General features: G+C 68.2%; 17 protein-coding genes and 2 pseudogenes. 12 read left to right on the top strand and 7 right to left on the bottom strand.

Going from position 1 to position 21,247, the window contains the following annotated elements; genetic code table 11:
• Positions 1 to 12 precede the first annotated feature (12 nt).
• On the bottom strand, positions 13 to 792 hold the full coding sequence (locus tag P0Y60_08955) for a lysophospholipid acyltransferase family protein (protein WEK59522.1): 780 nt from the start codon (positions 790 to 792) through the stop codon (positions 13 to 15).
• Between the two features lie 123 nt (positions 793 to 915).
• Between P0Y60_08955 and P0Y60_08960 the strand changes: the two genes are divergently transcribed.
• Both P0Y60_08960 and dxr read left to right on the top strand, forming a co-directional pair.
• Positions 916 to 1,872: an FKBP-type peptidyl-prolyl cis-trans isomerase gene (locus P0Y60_08960; GenBank protein WEK59523.1), complete on the top strand. Its 957-nt coding sequence runs from the start codon at positions 916 to 918 to the stop codon at positions 1,870 to 1,872.
• Between the two features lie 36 nt (positions 1,873 to 1,908).
• Entirely contained in the window at positions 1,909 to 2,994 is a 1,086-nt protein-coding gene (dxr, locus tag P0Y60_08965) for a 1-deoxy-D-xylulose-5-phosphate reductoisomerase (protein ID WEK59524.1), read from the top strand.
• Between the two features lie 6 nt (positions 2,995 to 3,000).
• Here the strand turns inward: dxr and P0Y60_08970 are convergent, their stop codons facing one another.
• The 3 genes from P0Y60_08970 to P0Y60_08980 all read right to left on the bottom strand — a co-directional run bounded on the left by P0Y60_08970 (position 3,001) and on the right by P0Y60_08980 (position 6,084).
• The gene (locus tag P0Y60_08970; GenBank protein WEK59525.1) at positions 3,001 to 4,623 is read right to left on the bottom strand and encodes a UDP-N-acetylmuramoyl-L-alanyl-D-glutamate--2,6-diaminopimelate ligase; all 1,623 of its coding nucleotides are present in this window, start codon (positions 4,621 to 4,623) and stop codon (positions 3,001 to 3,003) included.
• 85 nt (positions 4,624 to 4,708) lie between these two features.
• Positions 4,709 to 5,386: a YcnI family protein gene (locus tag P0Y60_08975; GenBank protein WEK59526.1), complete on the bottom strand. Its 678-nt coding sequence runs from the start codon at positions 5,384 to 5,386 to the stop codon at positions 4,709 to 4,711.
• A gap of 98 nt (positions 5,387 to 5,484) precedes the next feature.
• Positions 5,485 to 6,084, bottom strand: coding sequence for a hypothetical protein (locus P0Y60_08980; GenBank protein ID WEK59527.1), 600 nt, complete (start codon positions 6,082 to 6,084; stop codon positions 5,485 to 5,487).
• Between the two features lie 57 nt (positions 6,085 to 6,141).
• Between P0Y60_08980 and P0Y60_08985 the strand changes: the two genes are divergently transcribed.
• From P0Y60_08985 to P0Y60_08995, 3 genes are all read left to right on the top strand, one after another.
• Entirely contained in the window at positions 6,142 to 7,455 is a 1,314-nt protein-coding gene (locus P0Y60_08985) for a site-2 protease family protein (protein ID WEK59528.1), read from the top strand.
• A gap of 69 nt (positions 7,456 to 7,524) precedes the next feature.
• Positions 7,525 to 7,893 (top strand): YciI family protein, encoded by a 369-nt coding sequence (locus tag P0Y60_08990; GenBank protein WEK59529.1) that lies wholly within the window; start codon positions 7,525 to 7,527, stop codon positions 7,891 to 7,893.
• Positions 7,890 to 9,140, top strand: a complete 1,251-nt coding sequence (locus P0Y60_08995; GenBank protein WEK59530.1) for a sigma factor-like helix-turn-helix DNA-binding protein — start codon at positions 7,890 to 7,892, stop codon at positions 9,138 to 9,140. The genes P0Y60_08990 and P0Y60_08995 overlap by 4 nt, the downstream gene beginning before the upstream one ends.
• A 5-nt stretch (positions 9,141 to 9,145) precedes the next feature.
• On the opposite strand, the gene P0Y60_09000 is transcribed toward P0Y60_08995, so the two are convergent.
• The gene (locus P0Y60_09000) at positions 9,146 to 11,029 is read right to left on the bottom strand and encodes a chorismate-binding protein (protein WEK59531.1); all 1,884 of its coding nucleotides are present in this window, start codon (positions 11,027 to 11,029) and stop codon (positions 9,146 to 9,148) included.
• A gap of 227 nt (positions 11,030 to 11,256) precedes the next feature.
• Between P0Y60_09000 and ispG the strand changes: the two genes are divergently transcribed.
• The gene (gene ispG / locus P0Y60_09005) at positions 11,257 to 12,408 is read left to right on the top strand and encodes a flavodoxin-dependent (E)-4-hydroxy-3-methylbut-2-enyl-diphosphate synthase (protein ID WEK59532.1); all 1,152 of its coding nucleotides are present in this window, start codon (positions 11,257 to 11,259) and stop codon (positions 12,406 to 12,408) included.
• Positions 12,409 to 12,451: 43 nt separating this feature from the next.
• Entirely contained in the window at positions 12,452 to 13,315 is an 864-nt protein-coding gene (locus P0Y60_09010; GenBank protein WEK59533.1) for a hypothetical protein, read from the top strand.
• Between the two features lie 20 nt (positions 13,316 to 13,335).
• Here the strand turns inward: P0Y60_09010 and P0Y60_09015 are convergent, their stop codons facing one another.
• Positions 13,336 to 14,754 (bottom strand): RNB domain-containing ribonuclease, encoded by a 1,419-nt coding sequence (locus P0Y60_09015; GenBank protein WEK59534.1) that lies wholly within the window; start codon positions 14,752 to 14,754, stop codon positions 13,336 to 13,338.
• Positions 14,755 to 14,815: 61 nt separating this feature from the next.
• On the opposite strand from P0Y60_09015, the gene P0Y60_09020 reads away from it, so the two are divergent.
• From P0Y60_09020 to P0Y60_09030, 3 genes and pseudogenes are all read left to right on the top strand, one after another.
• Entirely contained in the window at positions 14,816 to 15,589 is a 774-nt protein-coding gene (locus tag P0Y60_09020) for an isocitrate lyase/phosphoenolpyruvate mutase family protein (GenBank protein WEK59535.1), read from the top strand.
• A gap of 46 nt (positions 15,590 to 15,635) precedes the next feature.
• Positions 15,636 to 17,394 (top strand): annotated as a pseudogene (locus P0Y60_09025) (proline--tRNA ligase).
• Positions 17,395 to 17,401: 7 nt separating this feature from the next.
• The gene (locus P0Y60_09030; GenBank protein WEK59536.1) at positions 17,402 to 18,442 is read left to right on the top strand and encodes a TIGR00730 family Rossman fold protein; all 1,041 of its coding nucleotides are present in this window, start codon (positions 17,402 to 17,404) and stop codon (positions 18,440 to 18,442) included.
• On the opposite strand, the gene P0Y60_09035 is transcribed toward P0Y60_09030, so the two are convergent.
• On the bottom strand, positions 18,411 to 19,766 hold the full coding sequence (locus P0Y60_09035) for an NAD(P)/FAD-dependent oxidoreductase (protein ID WEK59537.1): 1,356 nt from the start codon (positions 19,764 to 19,766) through the stop codon (positions 18,411 to 18,413). The genes P0Y60_09030 and P0Y60_09035 overlap by 32 nt on opposite strands.
• A gap of 133 nt (positions 19,767 to 19,899) precedes the next feature.
• Here P0Y60_09035 and nusA point away from each other — a divergent pair.
• Both nusA and P0Y60_09045 read left to right on the top strand, forming a co-directional pair.
• Positions 19,900 to 20,884, top strand: a pseudogene (nusA, locus tag P0Y60_09040) (transcription termination factor NusA).
• A 62-nt stretch (positions 20,885 to 20,946) separates the two neighbouring features.
• Positions 20,947 to 21,201, top strand: coding sequence for a YlxR family protein (locus P0Y60_09045; GenBank protein WEK59538.1), 255 nt, complete (start codon positions 20,947 to 20,949; stop codon positions 21,199 to 21,201).
• Positions 21,202 to 21,247 lie beyond the last annotated feature (46 nt).

The raw sequence follows: 21,247 nt of genomic DNA on the forward strand, positions 1-21,247 counted from the left end.
CGCGACCGCAGTTCAGCGTCGCTCGTGCGGCAGAGCCTGCTTGATCTTCTCGATGGCGCCCTGAGCGGGAGCTTCGTTGTACGCCCCCGCGAGCTCCTGACCCGAGAGCGCGTGGATCGCCGACATGATCTCGTCCGTCGCGAGCCGCCGCGCCTTGCCACTTTCGGCGGGCCCATGCGGTGAGAGGTCGAGCGGCTCTCCGAACCGCACGGTGATCCGCTCCTTCATGGTCGGCATCTTCGCACCGACGGGCATCACCTTGTCGGTGCCGATCAGGCCGACCGGCACCACCGGGGCGCCGGTCTGCAGTGCGAGATACGCGACACCCGTGCGGCCCTTGTATAGGCGGCCATCGGTGGAACGTGTGCCCTCGGGGTAGAGCGCGACCGTGAGTCCCTCGTCGAGGAGCTGACGCTGCAGGTCGAGGGCGTCGAGCGCGGCCTGACCTGCCCCGCGCTGCACGGGGATCGCCCCGATCGATTCGAAGAACGTCTTGCTGAGCCAGCCGCGGGCCCCTGTGCCTTCGAAGTAACTCGACTTGGCGAGGAAATGCACGGGACGGGGAGCAGCGACAGGGATCGCGATCGAGTCGATGAACGACAGGTGATTGCTCGCGAAGATGACGGGGCCGCTGGCGGGCACGTGCTCCTTGCCCTCGATGCGCGGCCGGTAGACGGTGCGTGCGAGCGGACGGATCAGACCCCGGCCCAACGAGTAGGCGAAACCTGCGTGGCGAGGCTTGGCCGTGTCCTCTGACGCGGGTTCGGGCTCGACAGACTGCTCAGAGGTCATCAGAGCAGGCTACTCCCGGATTCATGCCTTCGCTGGAATGAAGAATCGCGTCGCGCCTCCCAGCGGGAGCAAAGGGGGATGGGGGAGGATGGAGGTTCCCACCCGCGATCCTGAGGTCTCACCGTGCGCAAGCGTCCGCTCATCGTCCTGTCCACCGTCGCTGCCGCGACCTTGCTGCTCGCGGGATGCTCCGGCAGCGCCTCGCCGGAGAGCTCCAGCACCCCCGAGCCCACGGCATCGAGCTCGTGCGCACTGGATGCACAGCCCGGTGCCACCTCCGACTCCGTGGTCGTCGACGGCGAAGGCGCCGACGCCAAGGTCACCGTGCCGGCTGATGCGGCGTTCGCAGGCGTCGAGCGCACGATCGTCTCAGCAGGGGATGGAGAGGACATCGGCGTCGGCGACCTCGTGTCGGTGCAGTACCAGATCGTCGATGCGAAGTCCGGTGAGGTTCTCGATTCCTCTGCCCGCGGTGAGGACGGACTCCTCCCCGTGCTGCTCGACACGAATCAGTCGTCGCTGTTCGTCGCCGCGCTCGAGTGCGAGCCCGTCGGCTCGCAGATCGTCCTGACTCTTCCGGGCAGCGTGCTCGGCGAGGGCGCCAGCAACGTGGTCGTCTACGCCGAGGCGGTCGAGCACCTTCCCGAGGTCGCCACCGGAAAGCCGGTCGACCCGACTCCCGGAATGCCCACCGTCGAGCTCGACGATGACGGCGCCCCGACCATCACGATCCCGGACGGCGACGCTCCGACCAAGACCGAGGTCGCCGTGCTCAAGCAGGGCGACGGCGCCACCGTCGGTGCCGGCGATCTCGTCGTCGTCCAGTACCGCGGTATCAAGTGGTCCGACGGCAAAGAGTTCGATTCCAGCTGGAGCCGTGATGCCACACCGTCGCAGTTCCAGACCACGGGCGTCGTGACGGGCTTCCGCCTCGCTCTCGAGGGTCAGAAGGTCGGCTCCCAGGTGATCGTCGTGATGCCTCCGGCTGATGGCTACGGCGCCAGTGAGGGCCACGAGCTCCAGAAGGAGAGCCTCGTGTTCGTCGTCGACATCCTCGCCACCACTCCGGTCCAGCAGTAGCGGAGGGCTGCCGAGGGCGTGCCATAGGCTGGCGGCATGCGTCGCATCATCGTCCTCGGCTCCACCGGTTCCATCGGTACACAGGCTCTCGACGTCATCCGGGCGAATCCTCGACGATTCGAACTCGTCGGCCTCGCCGCCGGGTCCAACCGGGAGATGCTCGACCAGCAGGCCGCCCAGTTCCAGGTCGAGGACACGGCTCTGGGATCGGACGAGGCCGAGCAGCTGGTGCGCGACGTCGAGGCCGATGTCGTTCTCAATGCGATCACCGGCTCGATCGGCCTCGGCTCCACCCTCGCCGCGCTGAAGGCCGGCCGCACGCTCGCGCTCGCGAACAAGGAGTCTCTGATCGTCGGCGGTCGGCTGGTGCTGTCGGCAGCGGCTCCGGGGCAGATCGTTCCGGTCGACTCGGAGCACTCTGCGCTCGCTCAGGCCCTGCGCAGCGGCTCGCACGACGAGGTCCGCCGTCTGGTCGTCACGGCCTCCGGCGGTCCGTTCCGCGGACGCACCAGGGCGGAACTCGAGTCCGTCACGCCGGCCGAGGCGCTGGCCCACCCCACCTGGGACATGGGCCGGATGGTGACGACCAACTCGGCGACTCTCGTGAACAAGGGTCTCGAGGTGATCGAGGCGCATCTGCTGTTCGACATCGCCTACGACGACATCGATGTGGTCGTGCACCCGCAGTCGGTCGTCCACTCGATGGTCGAGTTCATCGACGGATCGACGATCGCCCAGGCGTCACCGCCCGACATGCGTCTGCCCATCTCGCTCGGTCTCGACTGGCCGAGTCGCGTGGGTGGAGTCGGTCGCCCGCTCGACTGGACCACGGCGACGTCCTGGACGTTCGAGCCCCTGGACGACGAGGCGTTCCCCGCTGTGGCGCTGGCCAAAGCGGTCGGGCGCGCGGGTGCGACGTTCCCGGCGGTCTACAACGCCGCCAACGAACAGGCCGTGGATGCATTCCACGAAGGACGCCTGCCGTTCCTGGGAATCGTCGACACGATCGCGCGCGTCGTCGATGCGCACGAGCCGCCCGATGTGCTCACCGTCGAATCGCTCGCCGATGCCGAACTCTGGGCGCGGCGGAAGGCCGATCAGCTGATCGCCGCCGCGGCCTGAACCGGCTCAGTCCTCGTCGGGGTAGGGGACCGGCCAGTGCGAATCCGGCACGGGCCATCCGGCCGCGCGCAGCGCACGTCGTGCCAGTTCCCTGGCGGAGTACGGCGTGCGGACGCCACGGATATCGCGGTAGTCCTGATGACCCGGACCCGCCCACAGGATCGCGTCACCGTCGCCGACGAGTCCGACGGCAGCCACGATCGCACGCTCCGGCGGAGAGTATTCGTGGATCTCGGCATCGGGGCGCGCCTGTCTGGCGCCGGCGATGAGGGTCGCCCGGATCGACTCCGGATCCTCGAACCTCGGATGATGATCCGTCACGACGAGGATGTCGCTGCCCTCGACCGCGGTGCGCGCCATGTCGAACCGCTTGCTGGCGTCACGGTCGCCGTCGGCGCCGAACAGCATCAGCACGCGGCCGGGGGTGACGCGACGAATGGCGGCGAGGGTCTTCTCGAAGGCGTCGGGGGAGTGGCCGAAGTCCACGAACACGGCAGGGCCGCGGTCTCCCGAGACCAGTTGGGTGCGCCCGGGGAGATAGGCGCGGATGCCGCCGTCCCGTTCGAGGGCTGCGGAGATCCGCTCCCAGGAATAACCGCCTTCGAGCAGCATCACGATCGCGAGCGCGGCGTTGGCTGCCATGTGCGGACCGATGACCGGAACGGTGGTGGTGAGAGAACCCGCGGGCCCCGTCATCGTGAAGGTGGTACCGGCCGCTCGCTCCTCGTCGATGACCACGGTCCAGTCCGCCTCAGCGGCGGCGACGGGGTCAGCGGCGATCGACGGTGTACCCACCGTGACGACGGGGATCTCGGCGCGCTCGACCACGATCGCCCCGCGGGGGGAGTCGAGGCAGATGACTCCACGCACCGCCCGATCGGGACGGAAGAGGGGGAGCTTGGCCTCGAAGTACTCCTCCATGTCGGCGTAGTCGTCGAGGTGGTCGTGGGTGAGGTTCGTGAACCCGGCGACGTCGAAACGAAGTCCATCGACGCGGTGCCGCGACAACGCCTGGGCGCTGACCTCGACGGCGACGGCCTCGACCTCCCTCTCACGCATCAGGGCGAGGAGGGCGTGCATCTCCGACGCCTCGGGGGTGGTGAGACGCGAGACGATGATCTCGCCCGCGATGTGCCGCTCCGCGGTAGACGAGAGGCCGGTGACGACACCGATCTGGTCGAGGATCCCCTCGAGGAGATGCGAGACGCTCGTCTTGCCGTTCGTGCCGGTCGTGGCGAAGAGGAGGGGGAGGGGGTCGCCCGCACCGGTGCCGTAGACCCAGGCGCTGAGCTCGCCGAGCACGCCCCGGGGGTCGTCGACCACGAGGATCGGGAGTCCGGAGTCTTCGGCGATCGCGGCGCCCGCCGCATCGGTGATGACGGCGACGGCGCCCTTCTCTGCGGCGGCGCGGGCGAACTCCGCGCCGTGGCGGTTGAGGCCCTGGATGGCCACGAAGGCTTCTCCGGGGCGCAGATCCGCGGTCGCGAGCGTGATGCCCGACAGCGTGGTTCCGCTCAGGACACCGCGCACCTCGTGCGCGAATCGAGATGCGAGTTCGGACAGCTCACGCCGGGGCGGGTTCGCGGGGCGGAGCACGGGAGGCAGGCTCGGTTGTTGTTCAATCGACATGTCGCCTCCATGATCTCATGAGCCTGCCCGGATGCCGGTGCGGCGCGACTCCTCGTGCCTCCGATGGAGGAGTCGCGCCACAGGATCAGGAGCGTCGGCGGTAGGCCAGGATCGACACCACGAGCGCCGCGAGGCCTGCGACGAGACCTCCCGCACCGAGGACGGTGCTCCACGGCGATGACTGTGCGGACTCCTCCGAGGCTTCCGCAGACGGCTCTGCGTCCCTGTGTGTGCCGTGACCGTCGGCGGCGCCTGCGACGACCGAGACGACCGGCGCGGGTGCGTCGAGGCTGTGCGGGTCCTCACCCTTCGCGGCCAGCTCGTTCCACTCCGTCGTGCCTTCGACGCACTTCTGCTCGACGGGGAAGGCGAGAGTCTCGGGCGTGTCCTCGTCGAGGCCGACCGACATGCTGACGGCGCCTCGCAGGTCGGTGGGAACCGGAGCCAGCGCGGTGTAGGTGACAGCCGAGATGAGTCCGTCATCGCCCCGCTCGACGGCGATGTTCCAGTCGCCGTCCATGGTCGGTGCGACGGAGGCGAGGCCATCGGGCATCGTGATGCGCAGTGCCGTGGTCGGGGAGTTCTCGCAGCCGTGCGAGAACGCGAAGGTGAGCACCCCGTGATCGCCGGCGACGAGCTCGTCGGGGCTCACGGTGACATGGGCACTCGCGATGCTCGGCACGGCGACGGCGAGAAGTGCACCGCCGATGACGGCCGCGGCCAGACGCGACGTGCGGGTGGTTCGGGAAGAGGGACGGGACATGGTGAATCTTCTCCTGCATGGTTGCTGCCGGGCGCGCCGGACGACGGCCCGCGATGGTGTCGGCGACGCGAGGTCGCGCCGCCGATGCGGTGCGGCGGTCAGCCGCGCAGGAGAGGAGGAGGGCCGCGCCGCGACACCGCGGCGGAGAGGCGGATGCCGTGGGCCTGGATGTCGACGGAGCGCAGACGCGGAGGCCGTCGATGAGCGGGATGGGCGCCGACAGCACGCGGACGCAGAAGGGCCTGCATCCACTCGGTGATCGACCGCAGGAGTGCGTCGCCGTGCCACACCATCAGCATGGTGATGGCAGCCGCCACGATGTGTGCGCCGAGCATCATCGCGCCCGGGGCCGCCGTGGCCCCCGTCGCCGCCGCCGGAGTGAGAAGCGCGAGAGCGACGTGGTGTGTGTGGGAGTCGGCGCCGCTCGCGCCGGCGGTGCTGGAGGTCGGAGAACCCAGGAGCTGGAAGACCGCGTGGAACACGCCCTGCGTCAGCGCCACGGTCAGCGCCGTTCGGGTGCGGGAGCGTCGGTCGCCGATCACGAGCGCGGCAACGGGTGTGATGAATACGGACACAGCCACGATCAACAGGGCATGTGGGGCGGCTCCGCCCCCGATCGTGTGGGAGACGGCGGCGATCAGTGTCGCTGCTGCGGAGACGACGAACGCGCGCACCAGTCGCGTCTGCCGGGAAGTCACGGAACCACACTACGGGTGTCGGGCGGATTCCTAGCCTGTCCGCAGTAGCGTGGGCACGTGGAAATCCTGCTCTATGTCGGCGGCATCCTGTTCATGCTGATCGGACTCGGCCTGTCGATCGGTCTGCACGAGGTCGGCCATCTCGTCCCGGCCAAGCTCTTCGGCGTGCGCGTCGGGCAGTACATGATCGGTTTCGGACCGCGCCTCTGGTCGAAGCGGATCGGGGAGACCGAGTACGGGTTCAAGCTGCTTCCGGTGGGTGGGTTCATCTCGATGTCCGGCATGTACCCGGCCTCGACGACCAGTGGGCCTGCCAAGGGTGTGTTCCGTTCCTTGATCCAGGATGCGCGCTCCGCGAACGACGAGACGATCGCAGAAGGTGCCGAAGAACGCGTGTTCTACCGTCTGCCGGTGTGGAAGCGCGTCGTGGTGATGCTCGGCGGACCGGTGATGAATCTCATCCTGGCGGTCGTCATCTTCACCGTGCTCCTCTCGGGGATCGGGATCCAGCAGGGCACGACCACGATCGCTTCGGTGACGCAGTGCGTCGTGCCGGCGGGCTCGACCGCCACCGAATGCACGGCTGACGATCCGGAGTCACCGGCCGCCGAGGCCGGGATCATGCCGGCCGACGTGATCGTCTCGGTCGATGGGACGCCGGTCTCGACCTTCGCGGAGGCGACGGCGATCGTGCAGGCTGCGCCAGGCCGGGCGCTCGCGCTGGTCGTTCTCCGCGACGGAGAGCAGAAGACGCTCACCATCACGCCGATCGCTGCGGAGCGCGCCCTGACGAACGCCAGCGGCCAGCCTCTCCTCGACGACGAAGGCAAGCCGGTGGTGAAGGAGGTCGGCTACGTCGGCATGGGGGCGCAGATGGGATTCGTGCCCCAACCTCTCACCGCCGGGCCGGAGATGGCCGCGGAGAACGTCACGAGAGTGGCGGCCCTGATCGCCACGCTTCCCGTGCGGCTCTGGGATGTCGGCGTCTCGTTGGTGACGGGCGGCGAACGTGACCCGAACGGTCCGCTGAGCGTCGTCGGGGTCGGCCGCATCGCCGGCGAGGTCGCCGCGACGGACGCACCGATCCTCAACAGGTTCTCCGTCCTGCTCGGACTGCTGGGTTCGCTGAACATCGCACTGTTCGTGTTCAACCTCATCCCGTTGCTGCCCCTCGACGGCGGCCACATCGTCGTCGCTCTGTGGGAGGGGATCAAGCGAGTCTGGGCGAAGCTGTTCCGCCGCCCACCGCCCGCGCCTGTGGACGCGACCAGGCTCGTGCCCCTCACCGTGGTTGTGGCCGTGCTCTTGATCGGCATGGGCGCCCTGCTGCTCGTCGCCGACCTGTTCAACCCCGTGAACATCCTCGGCTGAGGTGTCGAAAACGAGGTTGTCTGTTCGTTGTGCAGGTGTAACGGTTCTCATGACGAAAGGAAGAACCTCATGAAGTACGTCATCATGTTCACCTCCACCCCCGAGCACGACGCCGCGGTCGCGCCGGAGGTCGCTCAAGACGTGTACGGCCGTGTCTATCAGTGGTTCCAGGACCATGCTGCATCGATCGCCGACAACGGTGCGGAGCTGCAGCCCGTCGACACAGCGACCACCGTGCGCCACGGCGCCCTAGCGTCGGTCGTCGTCGACGGGCCCTTCACCGAGGCAAGGGAAGCCGTCGGAGGCTTCACCATCATCGATGTCCCGGACCTCGACGCCGCGATCGCGCTGGTCAAGACCTGGCCGTTGCTGGAAGTGCCGGGCACCTCCGTCGAAGTGCGGCCGATGGTGACCGACTACACACAGTTCGACGAATGAACGCCTCGGATGCTGTGCCGCCATCGGGCGCAGCATCCGATCGCGCCCTCGTGCGGGTCGTCCGCGCCGAGGCGGCGCGGATCGTCGCCGCGCTGACGTCGTCGCTCGGCAACTTCGACCTCGCGGAGGAGGCGGTGGCGGATGCCGTGGCGGAGGCACTGCTGCGTTGGCGTGCGATCGGGGTTCCACCCAATCCGGGCGCGTGGCTCACGACCGCCGCTCGGCGCAACGCCCTCGATCGGCTTCGGCGGGAGAAGAGGTATCGACAGAAGCTGGAGATCCTCGCGGAGCGTCCTGACGCGGAGCAGGCGGAGATCGACGAGCGCCTTCCACTGTTGTTCGGATGCTGTCACCCGGCGCTGTCGCCGTCGGCACAACTCGCGCTCACCCTTCGGGCGGTCTGCGGACTGACGACGGAGCAGATCGCGCGCGCGACCTTGAGCGCTCCGACTGCGGTGGGGCAGCGCATCGTCCGGGCGAAGCGCAAGATCGCGGCGGCCGGCATCCCGTTGCGGATTCCGATCGACACGGAACGAGCGTCCCGACTCGACATCGTGCTCACCGTGATCTCGGTCATGTACAACGAGGCGCACCTCGTACGAGGGGGAGGGGCTGGCGCAGATCGAGATCTCGCCGACGACGCGCTGTGGTTGGCGCAGGTGGTCGCTGGGGCTCTACCTCAAGAGCCCGAGGCGCACGGGCTGGTCTCGTTGCTGCAGTTCCATCGCAGCCGTGAGCCGGCGCGAGCGTTCGGGGGAGAGCTCGTGATCCTCGCCGATCAGGATCGCTCGCGCTGGGATCCAGCGCTCGTCGCTGCCGCGCACCGCTCACTCGCGCAGGCCGCTGCACTGCGGCGGCCGGGGCGCTGGCAACTACACGCGGCCATCGCGGCGTGCCACTCCGACGCGAAGACCGCTCGAGACACGGACTGGAATCAGATCGTCGTGCTCTACGACATGCTCCTGGACTACGACCCCTCACCCGTGGTGCGTCTCAACCGCGCGGTCGCCCGTGCAGAGACCCGGGGCGCAGCGGCGGCGTTGGCCGATATCGATGAGCTCGCCACCGCGCTGGACGGCTTCCACCTCTGGCACGCCGTGCGCGCCCATCTGCTCCGTCACCTCGGGCGCCGAGACGAAGCGCTCGCCGAGGACGCGATCGCCAGCGAGTTGACCTCGAACGAGGCCGAGCGGCGCCTGCTCGAATCTCGCGGCGAGCGGGTGCCAGGAGACACCTCTGTGTCCTGAGGCACTCAGGACAGAGCGTGACCCACGAGCCGCTCGAGGGTGCGGATCCCATCGCGGGACAGGATCGATTCGAGATGTCCCTGCACGGAGGCGAAGCGCGGACCACGGAGTGCGTATACGTCTCCCGACACCGGATCCGCCGACACCTGAGCGTCTGCGACGTTCGTGGTTGCCGGGGCGACGCGCGCCGTGAAGGTGTTGTAGAACCCGATCGAGGCGTCTTCTCCGAACACCGGCACGGACTTCTGCAGACCCTGATGCGGGGTCGCGAGGGGCGTCAGGGCGATGCCGATGCGGTCGGCCAGGATCTGATGGCTCAGGCAGACGGCGAGAAGGGGCGCTGCGGCGTCGACCCTTGCGCTCACGACGCTGCGCATACGGACGATGCGCGCGTTGTCGGCGTCGCGAGGATCGCCGGGCCCCGGACCCGCGACCACGAGGTCCGCGGCCATGATCTGCTCATCGCGCACCTCGTCCCATGGCGCGATGGTGACGGCGAGTCCGAGGTGGCGCAGCTGGTGCGCGAGCATCGTGGTGAAGCGGTCCTCGGCGTCGACGACGAGAGCCGTGCGGCCTGCGAACGGGCCGGTGAACTCCTCGCCCTGAGGGTTGAGCCAGAACTCGGCGAGCCGGGCGTTGCGCGACGACAACAACTCCGCCACGGCGGGATCGTCGGCGAGCGCGTGCTCCTCGCCGGGCGCATCGGTGTCGCTGCGTGCTTCGGCGGCACGGTCGCGGTCGATCGCTCCGATGGCGCCGAGCACGCCCGCCGCCTTGCCGTGCGTCTCGGACACCTCACCCAGAGGATCCGAGTGACGCACCAGGGTCGCTCCGACGGGCACGCTCACCGCACCATCGTTCACGTACACCGTGCGGATCAGGATGGGGGCGTCCAGATCGTGCCCACCGGCCGCGTTCGGGGTGAAGAGGGCGGCGACGCCGGAATAGTATCCGCGGGGCTTGCGCTCGTGCCGTCGGATCACCGCGCACGCGTTCTGCATGGGGGACCCGGTGACGGTCGGCGCGAACATCGTCTCGCGCAGGATGTCGCGCGGATCGAGTGAGCTGCGACCGCGGAGCATGTACTCCGTATGGGTGAGCCGTGACATCTCCTTCAGATGCGGCCCCGTGATGCGACCGCCGTCGGAGCACACCGCGCTCATCATCTTGAGTTCTTCGTCCACGACCATGAAGAGCTCTTCCGTCTCCTTGGTGGAGGCGAGGAAGTCGATCAACGTCTCCTTGGTCGCTCCTCCCGCCGGGTGGCGGAACGTGCCGGAGATGGGGTTCATCGTGACGATCCCACCGCGCGCCACCACATGGGCTTCAGGGCTCGCCCCGATCGCGATGTGATCAGGCGTGAACACCGCGAACGTCCAGTAGGCGCCTCGTTCGTGCGTGAGCAGGGCGCGGAACCAGGTGAGCGCTGCGGTGCGATCAGGGGCGTCGATGGTCGCAGTGAAATCCCGGCGGATGACGAAGTTCGCGCCTTCGCCTCGACCGATCTCGTCGGCGATGACCTTCTCGACGATCTCGGCGTACTCCGCGTCGGCGATGTCGAAACCGTCGTCGCGGAGCGGGATCGGGTCGCTCGGGAGCGCGCTGAGCAGTTCGTCGGACGGCAGGTGGAGGTGCTCGTCGACGATCAGGCACCGCAGCGGCGCCCCGTCGTCCTGCGCGACGAAACCCCGCTCGCGCACCTGCCGGTACGGGACCATCGCGAAGACCTCGCGAGGCACGCCGTCGACCGTCAGGGGGATGTCGGCGAGAAGCTCGACGTCGACGACGTCTCCGGTGAGCAGCTCGACAGTGTCGGCGCCGTCTCGCGCGATGAGCACGAAGGACGAGCCCGGATCGGCGCTGAGCTCGGCGAGTCGTGAGAGGGTCATCGATGTCTCCTGTGCAGGGCTCCGGCTCGGCTCAACGAAAAAACCGCCCCGGAGGCGGTCTGAATTCGTGGGAACGCGAAGACACCGCCTAGGAGGCGGGCCACCAGGACTGGTTCGCGAGCATGGGGCGAAACTACCACATCGCGGGATGCCGCTCCGGTGCATGACGCGCAGCCGTCACGCCCGACATCCAGCCTGTGTGCATCCAGGCGGCGTAGTCTTGGGGGGTGCCAGCAGTGAACCTTGGGATGCCTAAGATCCCCGAAGTCCTCGCCCCGCGCCGTAAGACTCGCCAGATCAAGGTGGGCAAGGTGCTCGTGGGTGGGAATGCTCCCGTGAGCGTGCAGTCGATGACGACCACCAAGACCACGGACATCAACGGCACCCTGCAGCAGATCGCCGAGCTCACGGCGTCCGGCTGCGAGATCGTGCGCGTCGCCGTCCCGCATCAGGACGACGCCGATGCGCTCAAGATCATCGCGATGAAGAGCCAGATCCCGGTCATCGCCGACATCCACTTCCAGCCCCGCTACATCTACACGGCGATCGATGCCGGCTGCGGTGCGGTGCGGGTCAACCCCGGCAACATCCGTGAGTTCGACGGTAACGTCGGCAAGATCGCGGAAGCGGCGAAGGCCGCCGGGGTCTCGCTGCGCATCGGTGTCAATGCCGGTTCCCTCGATCGCCGCATCCTCACGAAGTACGGGAAGGCCACCGCCGAGGCTCTCGTCGAGAGCGCGGTCTGGGAGGCGTCGCTGTTCGAGGAGCACGACTTCCACGACTTCAAGATCTCGGTCAAGCACAACGACCCCATCGTGATGGTGAAGGCGTACCGTCTGCTCGCGGAGCGGGGCGACTGGCCTCTGCACCTCGGCGTGACCGAGGCGGGTCCGGCGTTCCAGGGAACGATCAAGAGCGCGACGGCGTTCGGCATCCTGCTCGGAGAAGGTATCGGCGACACGATCCGTGTCTCGCTCTCGGCGCCTCCCGCCGAGGAGGTCAAGGTCGGTCACCAGATCCTCCAGTCGCTGAACCTGCGCGAGCGCAAGCTCGAGATCGTCTCGTGCCCCTCGTGTGGACGCGCTCAGGTCGACGTGTACACGCTCGCCGAAGATGTGACCGAAGGGCTCAAGGACATGACGGTGCCGCTGCGCGTCGCCGTCATGGGGTGTGTCGTGAACGGTCCGGGTGAGGCGCGTGAAGCCGACCTCGGCGTCGCGTCCGGTAACGGCAAGGGCCAGATCTTCGTCAAGGGTGAGGTCATCAAGACGGTGCCCGAAGCCGAGATCGTCGCCACGCTGATCGAAGAGGCGAACCGCATCGCTGCCGAGATGGGCCCCGACGCGTCTGTCGGCACGGCCCAGGTCATCACGGTCTGAACGACTCGCCGTCGTCGACGGCACGCCGATTCCGAGGAGCTGCATGTCTGCAACGGTCGTCACCTTCGCTGACGGTTCGGTCATCGGGGACGCCGTCGTCACCCGCGTCGAGGCGTCGGAGCGAGGACCTGTCGTGGTCGTCGATTCGACACCCTTCCACCCGGTGGATCACACCTGGCCGGATCAACCGGGCGACTCCGGGTCTCTGATCAGCGGCGGCCATCGCGCAGTCGTCGCCGAGGCGGTGATGGCGGCCGTCAGCGATGAGGGAGTGTTCGCCCTCGGCGCGGAGATCCCCGTCAAGCGAGGTGCAGAGGGCTGGACCTGGCTCGTCGGGCACCGTCTCGACGGCGAGATCCCGAGCGGCATCGTCGCCGGTTCTGCGGTCGAGTTGACGGTCGACGAGGCGCGGCGCGCCGGCCTGAGCCGAGGGCACACCGCGTGCCACCTGGCCTCCCTCGCACTGGACATCGCCGTGTCGGATCTCTGGCGCAAGGACCCGGGCGTCGATGCGCTGGGCAACCCGAACTTCGAGGCGCGCGCGAATCAGTCCAGCCGTATCGAGCAGGACGGCAGCATCGACGAGTACCGGCTCGGAAAGAGTCTGCGCAAAGCCGGTTTCGACACCGAGACGTTCGGTGCGACCCTGGAGGAGCGGCAGACGCGCATCAACGATCAGCTGTCCGCCTGGGTCGCCTCCGCGGCGCGGAGTGTCATCGAGGTCGAAGGCCCCACGATCGTGGATCGCAGGAGCTGGCGCTGTGAGCTGCCAGAAGGCGACGCCGTGATCCTGTGCGGCGGCACCCACGTCGCCTCGCTCGCGGAGTTCGGATCGATATCCGTGACCCTGGATCTGAGTGATCCGCAGCTGCTGGTCATGACGACGTCGGTGACCCCGGCCGACTGACCTGGACGGCCCCGGCGTGGTCAGAGAGCGAACTCGACCTCGCCGCGGGCCACGTCTGCGCGCGTCACCCGCACGCGGATCGTGTCGCCGGGCTTGACGCCGGCCGGCGCCGGTGCGGAGGCGGTGACGGCGGGGTCGGCGATCTGGATCGTCACGCGAGCGTCGCCGCGCAGCTCGATCACGGTCGCATCCAGCTCGCGGCCGACAAGCGGAGTGAGCAGGGCAGCCTCGACCGCGTTGATCGTCGCGGAGTTGAGACGGGACGCACGTTGCGCGGACTCCTGCATGAGTCCGGGCAGGTCGGCCAGGGAATCTCGGGCCCACCGCGGTGCCTCCTCGCCGTTCGACACGGCGAGGCAGATCGCGAGCGACCAGCGGTCGACGAGTCGGCGCAGTGGCGCTGTGGCATGCGCATACGGTGCGGCGATCGCGGCCTGAACGGTCTGCGACGGCGCCCCGTCGTCGAACGCGACGTACCCGGCCCCGCGAAACAGTGTCGCGGCGGCCTCCAGCACCGGGAGCGTCAGACGATCGGCTCGATCGAGTTGCCGGAGGTACTCTCCGTATTCGCCGGAGGTCCAGGGGCGGCCGAGCGCCGCGGTCTGATGGCGGAAAGTGTCGAAGGCCTTCTGATCCGGCTGGGGCATCGTGCGCAGGATGCCCACCCCCGCATCCAGCATCAGTGACGCGGCCGCCATGCCGGTCATCAGCGAGAGCTGGGCGTTCCATTCCTCGACGGGGAGCGGCCGTCGACGTTCGATGGCGTACGTGCCGTCGCCTGCGCGGACGACCTCCTCATCGGGGAGGTTCAGGCTCGCTCCGCCACGGATCCGCTCCTGCTCGATGCGCAGCGCCCCGATCTCGGGCAACAGCGCCCAGGGGCCGTCCTCGCCGCGATCCACTGCGGCCTGGGTCGCGACGTAGTCCAGTTGTGCATGGGAGCGGATGAGTGCCCTCTCGAGCCGGAAGTCCGAGACCGTGCCTGTGTCATCCAGAGTCGACGTCCACACCAGCGCCGGACGATCGACGTCGGCCAGCAGCGACGCTCGATCCTCGCTCAGCGTCCGAGGATGCAGGGGAACCGATCCGTCGGCGGCATACAGCGTCTGACCACGGCGTCGTGCCTCGGCATCGAGGGCCCCTCCGGGCTCGATGAAGCCGGGGACGTCGGCGATGGCGTACCGCACGGTGAAGCCGCCCGGCCGGCGTTCCAGGTGGAACGCCTGATCGAGATCACGTGAGCCCTTCGGATCGAGGGTGACGAACGGGACGGCGCGGAGGTCGAGATCGGGTGCCGCGGCGTGCGCGGACTCCGCCTCGGCGATCACGTCCGGCGGGAAGTCGACCGGGGCGCCGAGCGACTCTCGCAGGGTGGCCAGGGTCGTTGCGAGCTCTGTCTGCGCGGCGGACGGAGCGACGTGCGATCGGCGCTGAGGCATGTTTCCCACACTAGGCGCGCGAGACGGCCCGTTCGCGGACGTGGCGCGTTAGCGTGGTGACATGACCACTCCAGCTGCCAAGGCCCAGACCCTCGTCGGACTCTATGACGCCCCGGAGATCCTCCGCGTCGTCAACGTGTGGGATGTCGTCTCCGCCCGCGCGGTCGCGACCCTGCCCGAGACTCACGCCATCGCCACCGCGGGGCACGGGATCGCCGCCTCGTTCGGATACGAGGACGGTTCGATCCCGCGGGACATCATGATCGACATGGTGGGACGCATCGCTGCGTCGGTGCGCGTCCCCGTGACCGCCGATCTCGATGACGGATACGGCGATGCGGGGGAGACCACGCGCCTCGCGATCGCCGCCGGCGTCGTCGGAGCGAACGTCGAGGACCGTCTCAAGCCCTTCGACGAATCCGTCGCCGCGGTCGAGGCGATCGTGAAAGCAGCCGAGGCGGAAGGCGTGCCGTTCGCGCTCAACGCCCGCACCGACGCGTTCGTGCGCGCGGGTTCGCGTCCGGTGCAGGAGAGCGTGGCCGACGCCATCCAGCGTGGACGGGCGTACATCGACGCCGGGGCGACGGCCGTGTTCGTCCCCGGGCTGCTCGACGCGAACGTGACCCGTCAACTGGTCGACGGCATCGGTGAGCGCAAGGTGAGCGTGATCGGGGTGCCCGGTGCTCTCGCGGCCTCCGAGTACGAGAAGCTCGGCGTCGCCCGTATCTCCTACGGCCCGCTTCCGCAGCGGGTCGCGCTCACGGCTCTGCAGGAGCTCGCCGCGAGCCTCTACAAGGGCGGCGTGGTACCTCAGGGGCTTCCAGCGCTGAACTGATCGCCGGCGAAGAAGACGTGTGACCGCGGATCAGTAGACTTGCTCCGTGGTCACTCGTCTATCGAACTTCTTCCTCCGAACGCTCCGTGAAGACCCTGCGAACGCAGAGGTCGCCAGCCACAAGCTGCTGATCCGCGCCGGGTACATCCGGCCGCAGGCCGCCGGCATCTTCGCATGGTTGCCACTGGGACTCCGCGTCAAGTCGAAGATCGAGACCGTCGTGCGGGAGGAGATGGCCGCAGCCGGCGCCCAGGAGGTCCACTTCCCGGCGCTCATGCCCCGCGAGGCCTATGAGGCCAGCGGCCGGTGGGACGAGTACGGCGACCTGTTGTTTCGTCTGCAGGACCGCAAGGGCGGCGACTACCTGCTCGCTCCCACGCACGAAGAGGCGTTCACGCTGCTCGTGAAGGACCTCTATTCCTCGTACAAGGATCTCCCGCTGACGATCTACCAGATCCAGGACAAGTACCGCGACGAGGCCCGTCCGCGGGCAGGCCTGCTCCGCGGACGCGAGTTCACGATGAAGGACGCCTACTCGTTCGACTCCTCCGACGAAGGCCTCGAGGCCAGCTATCAGGCCCAGCGCGACGCATATGAGCGCATCTTCCAGCGTCTCGGTCTCGAGTACGTCATCGTGCAGGCCGATGCCGGTGCCATGGGTGGTTCGCGCAGCGAGGAGTTCCTGCACCCGACCCCCGTGGGCGAAGACACCTTCGTGCGCAGCGCGGGCGGCTATGCGGCGAACGTCGAGGCGTTCACGACGGCAGTGCCCGAGGCGATCGCGTTCGACGCGTCCGCCGAGCCCGTCATCTTCGATTCGCCGGACACTCCCACGATCGAGACGCTCGTCGCACATACGAACGCGGTGCTCGACGGGGAGTACTCGGCCGCGGACACCCTCAAGAACGTGGTCCTCGCGCTCACGCACCTCGACGGCACGCGCGAGCTCGTCATCGTCGGCATCCCCGGTGACCGCGAGGTCGATGAGAAGCGTGCCGAGGTGGCGTTCGCGCCGGCCGAGGTCGAGACCGCGACCGCCGACGACTTCGAGAAGCACCCGCTCCTGGTCAAGGGATACATCGGTCCGTGGTCGCCCACCGGTGCCGTGCTGGGCGATGAGTCGGCGACCGGCATCCGCTATCTCGTCGACCCGCGCGTGAGCGAGGGATCGAGCTGGATCACCGGCGCCAACATCGACCAGAAGCACGCGCATTCGGTCATCGCCGGCCGGGACTTCTTCGCCGACGGCATCGTCGAGATCGCGAACGTGCGTGCGGGGGATCCCGCGCCCGACGGCTCCGGTCCGGTCGAGCTCGCGCGCGGCATGGAGATCGGCCACGTCTTCCAGCTCGGTCGCAAGTACGCCGAGGCGCTCGGTCTCAAGGTGCTCAACGAGAACGGCAAGCTGGTCACCGTCACGATGGGCTCTTACGGCATCGGCGTGACGCGCATCCTGGCGATCATCGCCGAGCTCAACAACGACGACAAGGGACTCATCTGGCCGGCCTCCGTGGCGCCGTTCGACGTGCAGGTCGTCGCCGCGGGGCGCGACCAGGTCGCCTTCGATGTGGCTGCGGATCTCTCCGCCCGAGCTCGAGTCCGCCGGGCTCGACGTGCTCTACGACGACCGCCCCAAGGTGTCGCCGGGTGTGAAGTTCGGTGACGCCGAGCTGGTCGGCGTGCCGAAGATCGTGATCGTGGGTCGCGGTGCGGCCGACGGACAGGTCGAGCTCTGGGATCGCAGCACCGGAGATCGTGACGCCGTCTCGGTCGCGGACGCGCTCGAACGACTCTCCCGACGCTGACGACGTCATGACCGACGAACCGCTGCCCGCAGGCCTCAGCGCCGAGATCAACGCCGTGCTCGACGATGCCGGGGTGCACTCCGACCGACGCCTCGTGATGCGGATGCTGCGCACGGCCATCCTCCTCGGTGAGGACGGGGCCGACCGGCTCGATCTGAAGATCGCGTCGGCGGCGCTCGCGGAGATGCGGGACGCCTTCCGTCTGTTCGCGCCGTATCGCGGTGTGCCGAAGGTCACGGTGTTCGGCTCCGCACGCACCCGGCAGGACGACCCGTTGTACCTGCAGGCGCGTGATGTGGCCGATGTGGTGGCGCAGGACGGCTGGATGGTCGTGACGGGCGCAGGTCCCGGGATCATGCAGGCTGCAGCCGAAGGGGCGGGTCCGAAGATGTCGCTCGGGGTGTCGATCCGGCTGCCCTTCGAGGAGAAGGCGAACGGACTGGTCGCGGGTCAGGATCATGTCGTGGCCATGAAGTACTTCTTCACCAGGAAGCTCATGCTGATCAAGGAGTCCAGCGGTTTCATCTGCCTGCCGGGCGGATTCGGCACTCTGGACGAGATGTTCGAACTGCTCACACTGCAGCAGACGGGCAAGGCGGAGCCGACTCCCATCGTGCTGCTCGACCAGCCGGGCGGTACCTTCTGGCAGGGGCTGCGCCGCTTCATCGACGAGGATCTCGCTCCCACCGGTGTGATCTCCGAGGGCGACTTCGATCGTGTCGTGATCACGGACTCCGTCGATGTGGCGCGGGAGGAGATCACCGGCTTCTGGCGGAACTACGACTCGTTGCGGTGGGTGGGCGACGCGCTGGTGCTCCGCCTGCGGGCGCTCCCGACCGACGCGGAGATCGACGACCTCAACGACCGCTTCGGGACCATGTTGATCTCAGGCCGGATCGAGCGCACCGCGCCGCTGCAGCCCGAGGTGGGAGATGCCGACGTGCTCCATCTCCCACGGCTGATGCTGCACCTCGATCAGCGTCAGGTCGGCAATCTGTTCCGCGTGATCGCGGCGATCAACCGGCTGCCGTCCGCTCGCGCGCTGTGATGGCGGCGGCGAACGCCGACAGATCGACCGGTGCGCCGAGCACCCGCTCCGCCGCACGCCTCCCGGAGTAGTACGCGGCGCCGACCGTGGCCGGTTCGTCGCCCCAGGTCGCCTCGCCCGCGAAGTGCAGAACCCCGCCGACGGGACCTGCGAGGGCGTCGTGATCGTGATGCGAAGAGCCCAGGGCCAGGTGGGAGTATGAGCCGATCGAGTAGTCATCCTCGCCCCAGTGGGTGATCCAGTGCGCGATCGGCTCCGGAACGGCGCCGCCGTACAGGTGTCGCAGTGCCGACATGACATCTGCGACGACCTCACCGTCGGGGAGCGCCTGCATGCGTCGACCGAACGGACCGGCGGCGAACGTGAGGAGCGTGGGGATGCCGCTCACGGCGGAGACGTCGTACCAGGAGTGCCACCGTTCGCCGGCCTCGCCGAGCGCGCGCAGCACATAGCTGTCCTCCCCCCAGAACCGAGAGGGGAACTGCAGGAAGACTTTATTGAACACACCCATTCCGAGACGCTCGATGGGACCTGCCACCTCATCGGGAAGCGCGGGCTCGAAGGTGATCCGGCCGGCCTTCAGCACTCCCAGGGGCACCGTCACGATCACCTGTGCGGCCGAGAAGACGCCGTCGTCGGTGGATACCTCGACGCCACCCGCCGTCGTCGTGACGGCGGACACGATCGTGTTCAGGCGGATGTCGAGTCCGGCCGCGATGCGCCGAGGAAGCTCGTCGTAGCCGCGGGGGAAGATCACCTCGTCTCCATCGATCGCATCCTCATCGAGACCGTGTGCGTCGAGATCACCGATCCACGCGCCGCATTGCTCTTCCACGCGATGACGGAAGAACTCGCGGACCTCGTCGATCCGCTCGGGGGAGAGCCCGGAGCGGTCCAGGGCACGCTCCGTCACGTCGAGATACGTGTCGCCGGCCGTCGACCGGGCGATCTCCTCGGCCAGCGCGGCGTCGGCGGCGTCGACATCGGCGATCCACTGCGCCGTCGCGGCGGCATCCATCACCTGTCCGTCGGCGTCGAAGTTCTCGATGGGGCGTCCGCCCACCTGGAAGCTGCCGACCGTGTACTCGAGGGTGGGGATGTCCAACGTCTGGACGAGATCCCACAGAGGCGAACCATCGATCCCGTGGATCCACGACGCGCCGCGATCGACCGGGAAACCGGCCGCGCGGTCGGTGTGCATGCGGCCCCCGATGCGGTCTCGTGCCTCCAGCACGACGACGCGCTGACCGGCGTCGGCCAGCATCCGGGCTGCGGTCGTGCCGGACATCCCGGCTCCGATCACGATGGTGTCGAACTCGCTCACTGGTCCTCCTGCGACGTCGCTGTCCCGCGGTGGGGAGCCGCCGTGACATGCGGCGGCGGTGGGCACAGGGTATCGTGGTACGGATGTCGCGCGTGCATACAGGCGCGACGAGAGCTGAATAGGAGAGGCCGTCATGGACATCGAACTGAGTCTGCTGCGTGGAGATCGAGAAGGAGAAGGCGATTCCCTTCGATGAACTCGTCTCGATCATCGAACAGGCGATCCTGACGGCGTACGCCAAGCACGTCTCGCCGGAAGGCCCCGCCCCCGAAGGCGTGCGCGTCCACCTCGACCGCAAGACCGGCCACGTGGCCGTGCTCAAGGTCGTCCGCGATGAGGAAGACGTCATCATCGGTGAGGAGGACGCCACCCCCGATGACTTCGGTCGCATCGCCGCCTTCGCCGCCAAGCAGGTCATCAGCCAGCGCCTCCGCGACATCGCGGACGACGTCGTGCTGGGCGACTTCAAGGACAAGGAGGGCGACATCGTCGCCGGAGTGATCCAGCAGGGGCCGAACCCCCGCATGATCCACGTCGACCTCGGCGCGGTCGAGGCGATCCTCCCTCCGGAAGAGCAGGTGCCCGGCGAGGAGTACACCCACGGGTCGCGCCTGCGCGTGTACGTCACCAGCGTTGCGAAGGGGCTCAAGGGGCCGCAGATCACCGTCTCGCGCACGCACCCGGGTCTGGTCCGCAAGCTGTTCGCCCTCGAGGTGCCCGAGATCGCCGCGGGACTCGTGGAGATCGTCGCGCTCGCGCGTGAGGCCGGTCACCGCACGAAGATCGCCGTCAAGGCGAACGACCCGGCGATCAACGCCAAGGGTGCCTGCATCGGAGAGATGGGGCGTCGCGTGCGCGCGGTCACCGAGGAGCTCGCGGGCGAGAAGATCGACATCGTCGACTTCGACGCCGAGCTCGCGCCGTTCGTCGCGAACGCGCTCTCGCCGGCGAAGGTGACCAGCGCCTTCATCCTCGACGCGGGCACGAAGGCCGTTCGGGCGCTCGTCCCCGATTACCAGCTGTCGCTGGCGATCGGCAAGGAGGGCCAGAACGCCCGTCTGGCTGCCAAGCTGACCGGCGCGAAGATCGACATCCAGCCCGACAGCGTGCTCGACTGACCAGACGATTCCGATCGACCCGGCCGGCGATCGCGCGAAGCGGGACGGAACGCAGGTGTAAGATGGAACCCGTACGAACGTGCGTCGGTTGTCGCACGCGTGCTTCCCGCTCCGCCCTTCTCAGGGTGGTGTCCCAGAACGACATCCTCATCGCTGATGAGCGTGCGGTTCTGCCGGGTCGCGGCGCGTGGGTGCATCCGACACCCGAATGCATCCAGACCGCGCTGCGGCGGGGCGCCTTCGGACGTGCACTGCGTGTGACCACTCAGTTGGACACGCGGACCTTCGAACAGAACCCACCAAGAAACAAAGGCTGAACAGCTATGGAAACAAAGTGAACGGCTCGAAATGAGACCCGTCCGC

The sequence above is a fragment of the Candidatus Microbacterium colombiense genome, from assembly GCA_029203165.1.
Classification (GTDB): domain Bacteria; phylum Actinomycetota; class Actinomycetes; order Actinomycetales; family Microbacteriaceae; genus Microbacterium; species Microbacterium colombiense.

Excerpts from the sequence above, each read along its gene's own strand:
- P0Y60_08990 (WEK59529.1), top strand. The coding sequence starts at position 7,525 with ATGAAGTACGTCATCATGTTCACCTCCACCCCCGAGCACGACGCCGCG.
- P0Y60_09045 (WEK59538.1), top strand. The coding sequence starts at position 20,947 with ATGGAACCCGTACGAACGTGCGTCGGTTGTCGCACGCGTGCTTCCCGC.
- P0Y60_09015 (WEK59534.1), bottom strand. The coding sequence starts at position 14,754 with ATGCCTCAGCGCCGATCGCACGTCGCTCCGTCCGCCGCGCAGACAGAG.
- P0Y60_08955 (WEK59522.1), bottom strand. The coding sequence starts at position 792 with ATGACCTCTGAGCAGTCTGTCGAGCCCGAACCCGCGTCAGAGGACACG.
- dxr (WEK59524.1), top strand. The coding sequence starts at position 1,909 with ATGCGTCGCATCATCGTCCTCGGCTCCACCGGTTCCATCGGTACACAG.
- P0Y60_08970 (WEK59525.1), bottom strand. The coding sequence starts at position 4,623 with ATGTCGATTGAACAACAACCGAGCCTGCCTCCCGTGCTCCGCCCCGCG.
- P0Y60_09030 (WEK59536.1), top strand. The coding sequence starts at position 17,402 with ATGACCGACGAACCGCTGCCCGCAGGCCTCAGCGCCGAGATCAACGCC.
- P0Y60_09000 (WEK59531.1), bottom strand. The coding sequence starts at position 11,029 with ATGACCCTCTCACGACTCGCCGAGCTCAGCGCCGATCCGGGCTCGTCC.
- P0Y60_09010 (WEK59533.1), top strand. The coding sequence starts at position 12,452 with ATGTCTGCAACGGTCGTCACCTTCGCTGACGGTTCGGTCATCGGGGAC.
- P0Y60_09020 (WEK59535.1), top strand. The coding sequence starts at position 14,816 with ATGACCACTCCAGCTGCCAAGGCCCAGACCCTCGTCGGACTCTATGAC.
- P0Y60_08995 (WEK59530.1), top strand. The coding sequence starts at position 7,890 with ATGAACGCCTCGGATGCTGTGCCGCCATCGGGCGCAGCATCCGATCGC.
- P0Y60_08975 (WEK59526.1), bottom strand. The coding sequence starts at position 5,386 with ATGTCCCGTCCCTCTTCCCGAACCACCCGCACGTCGCGTCTGGCCGCG.